Below are 4,406 nucleotides of genomic sequence, written 5' to 3'. Positions count from 1 at the left end.
GCCACCTCGAAGACGAAGGCCTCGCCGGTGGAAGAGCCGCCGGCAAGCAACCGGCCGTCCGCACTGAACAGCGCCGAGGTCGCGCGCGCCTTCGTCACCGCTTGGTCCGCGAGCAGTGAACCGGAGAGGTCATAGACGCGGACGTGCCCGTCGTCGGTGGCGACCGCGATCAACCGCCCATCCGGGCTGAAGCGCGCATCGTTCACCCAGCCTTTCTCGACCACGCGACGCGTGAGCAGCGGCCGGCCATTCGTGGTCCACAGCTTGACCGAGCCGTCGGTCGAGCCGGTGAGCAGGCGCTTGCCATCGCGCGCGAGCGCGATGGCATTCAGCCGGTGCTGGCCGCTGTCGAAGCGCGCGACCGCTCTTCCCGAGAACGCCGTGACCTGGACCTCGCCGCTGTCGAAGCTGTTGGCGAAGCGGCCGTGCGCCGCGTCGCAGGCCACGCGGCGGACCGTGCCCGCGCCCTGCACCTCGGCGACCACGTCGAGCTTCTCCTCGTGAATCTGCCAGAGGCGCGCGACGCCTTCATCGGAACCGGTGACCACGCGCCCGGTCGAGCCGCAGAAAGCCACGTCGTTCACCGCCGCGCGATGCACCTTCAGCGTGCGGAACGTCTCGCTCGCAGGCAGCGGCCACAGCCGGAGCGTCCCGTCGTATCCCGTCGTCGCGAGCGTATCGCCGCCCGGCGAGAAGACCGCGTTGAACATCGGCGAGCGCTGTCCGGCGAGCTTGCCGCGTGCCTCGCCCGCCAGCGTCCACAGGCTGGCTTCGCCGCCGCCGCTCGCGACCACCAGCGACTTGCCGTCGGGCGCGAACTGCACCCGCTGCACGACCGCGTCGGTCGCGGTCCAGCGCGCCCGCTCGCGCAGCACGAGCTTCCGCGGCGGCGACGAAGGCTCCGCCGCCGCCGCGTTCAGCGACACCGCGACCAGCGTGATGGCAAGCAAGCGCCGCATGACAGTCCGCACCTACTGCTTCAAGTGCGCCTCGATCTTCGCCAGGCCGGCGCGCGCGCAGCCTTCATCGATGTCGCCGGAAGGCGCGCCCGAGACTCCGAGCCCCGCGATGATCACGCCGTCCACCTTCACCGCCACGCCGCCCGGCGTGAACGTCAGCCCGGGCAGCGACGCCGCCGGCATCGTGGTCGAAGTCGCCGGCGACCGCGTCATCGCCGCCGCGATCTCGCCCGTCGAATCCTTTTTCTGGATGGGCCCGAGCGTGATCATGGTGTAGCCCTTGTTGAAGCTGTTCTCCACCGTGTGCGGCGAGGCGCCGTCGCCGCGGATCACCACCTGCCGGATCCCGTCGGCGCCCACCACGCTCGCGCTCACGTTCTGCCCCTTCGCCCGGCAGTCGTCCACCGCCGCCATCGCCGCTTCCACCGACCACGCCGCGGGCAGCGCTTTCATCGTCCGCAGCGTCGGAGCCGGCGCCGCCGACTGCGTCCACAGCCGCACGCCGCCCAGGACCAGCAGCACGACCACCACCGAACCAAGCACTCGCCTCATCGTTTCACCTCGTTGGATTTGAAAACCCGGATCCGGCCCGTTTCAGCGCGCTGCCTGCGCGCTCGACGCCGGCGCTTCCTTCGCCGCCCCCGCTCCGCGGTAGCGCAGCGCCAGCATCGTGATGTCGTCGGACTGCGCCGCGCCCGCGGCGAAGGCTTTCACCTTCTCCATCAGCTCGTTGCAGGTGTCCTGCGCGCTGGCGTTGCGCGCCAGGTGGCACAGCACCTCCCCGATGGCCGGCGTGGTGAAGAGCTGGCGCTCGGGGTTCATCGCCTCGTTCACGCCGTCGGTGTAGGTGACGAGCGTGTCGCCGCTTTCCAGCCGTAGCGCGCCGGAAATGAAGACGTGGTCCGGCACGATGCCGAGCGCGACTCCGCCGACCTTGTCGACCATGTCGACCTGGCCGCTGCTGTGCATGATGAACGGCGGCTCGTGCCCCGCGTCGCAGTACTCGATCTGGCCGGTCTGCGGGTCGAAGATGCCCGCCAGCGCCGTCACGAACATCTGCGAGCGGTTGTTCTCGCACACGTAGCGGTTCAGGTCGCGCACCATCTCCGCCACCGTCACGCCCGGCTTGGTCCCAAGGATCTGGAAGGCGGTGACGACCATCGCCATGAACAGCGCCGCCGGCACGCCCTTGTCGGAGACGTCGCCGATGATGAAGCAGACCCGGCCATCCGGCAGTGCGAAGTAATCGTAGAAATCGCCGCCCACGTCCTGTGCGGGCAGCAGCGTCGCGAACAGGTCCACCTCGGGCTGCCGCGGGAAGGCAGGGAAGGTGTTCGGCAGCATCCCCATCTGGATGTCGGCGGCGAAGTGCAGCAGCTGTTCGCTGGCGCGCACGCGCCCCAGCACCATCGTGAGCTGGTGGCTGATCGCGTCCAGCGCCGAAGGCGAGATGCCGCAGTCGTGGATGGCGAGGTTTGCGATCGTCTCGTTCCCCAGCCGGACCGGCAGTTGCACCTCCGGCGGGACGATGGTGCCGGCGCGGAAGAGCTCGCCGCCGGCGAGCTGGAGCGCGGCGCCCTTGGCGCCAAACTGCGTCATCAATTTCTCGACCACCGTCGCGCCCACCGCCTTGGAGCTCGCGCTCGGCAAAAGCGCGTCCCCCAGCCGGTTCAGCCGCTCGGCCTCCAGCCGCCGCCGGTTCGCTTCGTCGGCGTTGCGCTCCGAGATGAGCGAGACCCAGCTGACGGCCACCGACGTCACCAGCACCGCGAACGCGGCCACCATCTCTTCGGCGTCGTCGAAGCCGAACGTGTGGACCGGCGGCACGAAGTGGTAGTCGAACGCGAGCGCGGAAGCGAGGCCACCGACCACCGCGCTGATCGGTCCCCAGCGGATGGCGAAGAACAGCGTGACCAGCACGCCCACCATGGCGACGGTGGCCGGCCGCACGTTGGGGATGTGGGAAGCCGCCTCGAGCATCAACCAGAGCGCCACCGCGCACAGGATGGCGCGCAGCGCGTGCACCCACCACTTCACCCCGAGGATGCTCATCGCGCCGCCCTCTTCTGTTGCGAGCCCAGGTTCACCGCAAAACTGTGGACGTTGCCGCTCGCACCCGCGGTGTAACGCAACTCGTCGACGCCCTGGAACGCCAGCAGGATCCCCAGGCCGCCGAGATCGCGCTCGTGCAGCGGCGCGCTCAGGTCTTCTTTCTCCGGCAGGTCGTGCTGGTGCGGGTCGTAGGCACGGCCATGATCCTCCACGCGCACCACCAGCCGGCCACTCTCCACCGCCGTTTGCACGCGCAGGTCGCCCTGCAACCCGGCGGCCTGGTAGCCGTGCGTCACGATGTTGGTCGCGATCTCGTCGACCGCGAGGCACAGGTTGTAGCTTGCGGTGCGGTCCAGTCCGGCGGCCGCCGCCGCCTGCGCGACGAAGTCGCGGATCGGCGCCAGCGAATCCAGCGTGCCGGGAAAGACCTGCTCAGCCATGGATGCTCCGGGCGCGGCTACTGCGCCGCCGCGTCGCTCCACTCTTGCTCGACGTACACGCTCTCGTAGAAGCCCGTCTTCTTCAGCGTCTCCACGATCGTCGCCTGCGGCTTGATGAGGTAGATCTGCACCTCGGGCTGCTTCTGCTTGGCGAAGATCAGGATGCGCAGCCCGGCAGAAGCCATGAACCGCAGCTCCTCGACGAACAGCACGAGCTTGCCCGGCTTGCTGGCCAGCACTTCTTCCACCACGATCCGCACCTGCGGCGCGGCCGAGGCGTCGAGCTCGCCGACCAGCACCAGGCAGCCGGCGTCACCTTTGCTATACGACTTCACTTCGATGGGCATGGGTCCTCTTATCCGTTGGGGGCGACGAGCACCATCATGGAGCGCGCGCCCACCGTGATCTTTTCCTGGTCCCCGAGCCGGGGCAGGTCTTTCTCGAAGATGTCCTGCGGCGAGGGCATCGAGGTGTTGATCGCGACGCGCCACGCCTTGCCGTCGCCCGCGGGCGGCACCTCGAACGGCAGCGCCTCCCAGTACATGTTCATCGCCACGTAGATGTCGTCGTCCGGCTGCGGCGCGTGCAGCCCGCACAGCCGGAACGCCAGCGTGCGGCTGCTCGCGGAAAAGTCCGGCTGGTACGGCTCGGTGCCGTGGAACCCAAGGTCCGGATGCCCGCTGCCCACCACGTCGGCCAGTTTGGGAAAGGTGTTGCTGCGCAGCATCGGGTGCTGCCGGCGGAAGGCGAGCAGCAGGCGTGCGAAGCGGAACAGCTCGGCGTTCTCGTCGCGCACGCTCCAGTCCACCCAGCTGATGTCGTTGTCCTGGCAGTAGGCGTTGTTGTTGCCGCGCTGCGTACGAAGCACTTCGTCGCCGCTGAGAATCATGGGCACACCCTGACTGAGCAGCAGCGAAGCCATGAAGTTCTTCGCCTGCCGGTTGCGGACGATCAT

6 protein-coding genes are annotated in these 4,406 nt (G+C 68.8%); all 6 read right to left on the bottom strand.

Annotation, left to right across the window (positions count from 1 at the left end; genetic code table 11):
* Window positions 1–959: hypothetical protein (locus VLA96_05985; protein HSE48741.1), on the bottom strand; the 959-nt coding region annotated here is incomplete at its 3' end.
* A gap of 12 nt (window positions 960–971) precedes the next feature.
* Window positions 972–1,511 (bottom strand): heme-binding protein, encoded by a 540-nt coding sequence (locus VLA96_05980; protein ID HSE48740.1) that lies wholly within the window; start codon window positions 1,509–1,511, stop codon window positions 972–974.
* Window positions 1,512–1,553: 42 nt separating this feature from the next.
* Complete coding sequence (locus tag VLA96_05975; GenBank protein ID HSE48739.1) at window positions 1,554–3,011, bottom strand: SpoIIE family protein phosphatase; 1,458 nt, start codon at window positions 3,009–3,011, stop codon at window positions 1,554–1,556.
* The gene (locus tag VLA96_05970) at window positions 3,008–3,451 is read right to left on the bottom strand and encodes an ATP-binding protein (protein HSE48738.1); all 444 of its coding nucleotides are present in this window, start codon (window positions 3,449–3,451) and stop codon (window positions 3,008–3,010) included. Before VLA96_05970 ends, VLA96_05975 begins: the two co-directional genes overlap by 4 nt.
* 17 nt (window positions 3,452–3,468) lie before the next feature.
* Window positions 3,469–3,798, bottom strand: coding sequence for an STAS domain-containing protein (locus tag VLA96_05965; protein HSE48737.1), 330 nt, complete (start codon window positions 3,796–3,798; stop codon window positions 3,469–3,471).
* Between the two features lie 8 nt (window positions 3,799–3,806).
* Window positions 3,807–4,406: hypothetical protein (locus VLA96_05960; GenBank protein ID HSE48736.1), on the bottom strand; the 600-nt coding region annotated here is incomplete at its 5' end.

The organism is Terriglobales bacterium (genome assembly GCA_035457425.1).
Classification (GTDB): domain Bacteria; phylum Acidobacteriota; class Terriglobia; order Terriglobales; family Acidobacteriaceae; genus JACPNR01.
The sequence above is the reverse complement of the archived record's forward strand: the minus strand, read 5'-3'. Positions and strand labels throughout refer to the sequence as shown.

Coding starts and splice junctions, on each gene's coding strand:
- VLA96_05980 (HSE48740.1), bottom strand. CDS start 1,511: ATGAGGCGAGTGCTTGGTTCGGTGGTGGTCGTGCTGCTGGTCCTGGGC.
- VLA96_05975 (HSE48739.1), bottom strand. CDS start 3,011: ATGAGCATCCTCGGGGTGAAGTGGTGGGTGCACGCGCTGCGCGCCATC.
- VLA96_05970 (HSE48738.1), bottom strand. CDS start 3,451: ATGGCTGAGCAGGTCTTTCCCGGCACGCTGGATTCGCTGGCGCCGATC.
- VLA96_05965 (HSE48737.1), bottom strand. CDS start 3,798: ATGCCCATCGAAGTGAAGTCGTATAGCAAAGGTGACGCCGGCTGCCTG.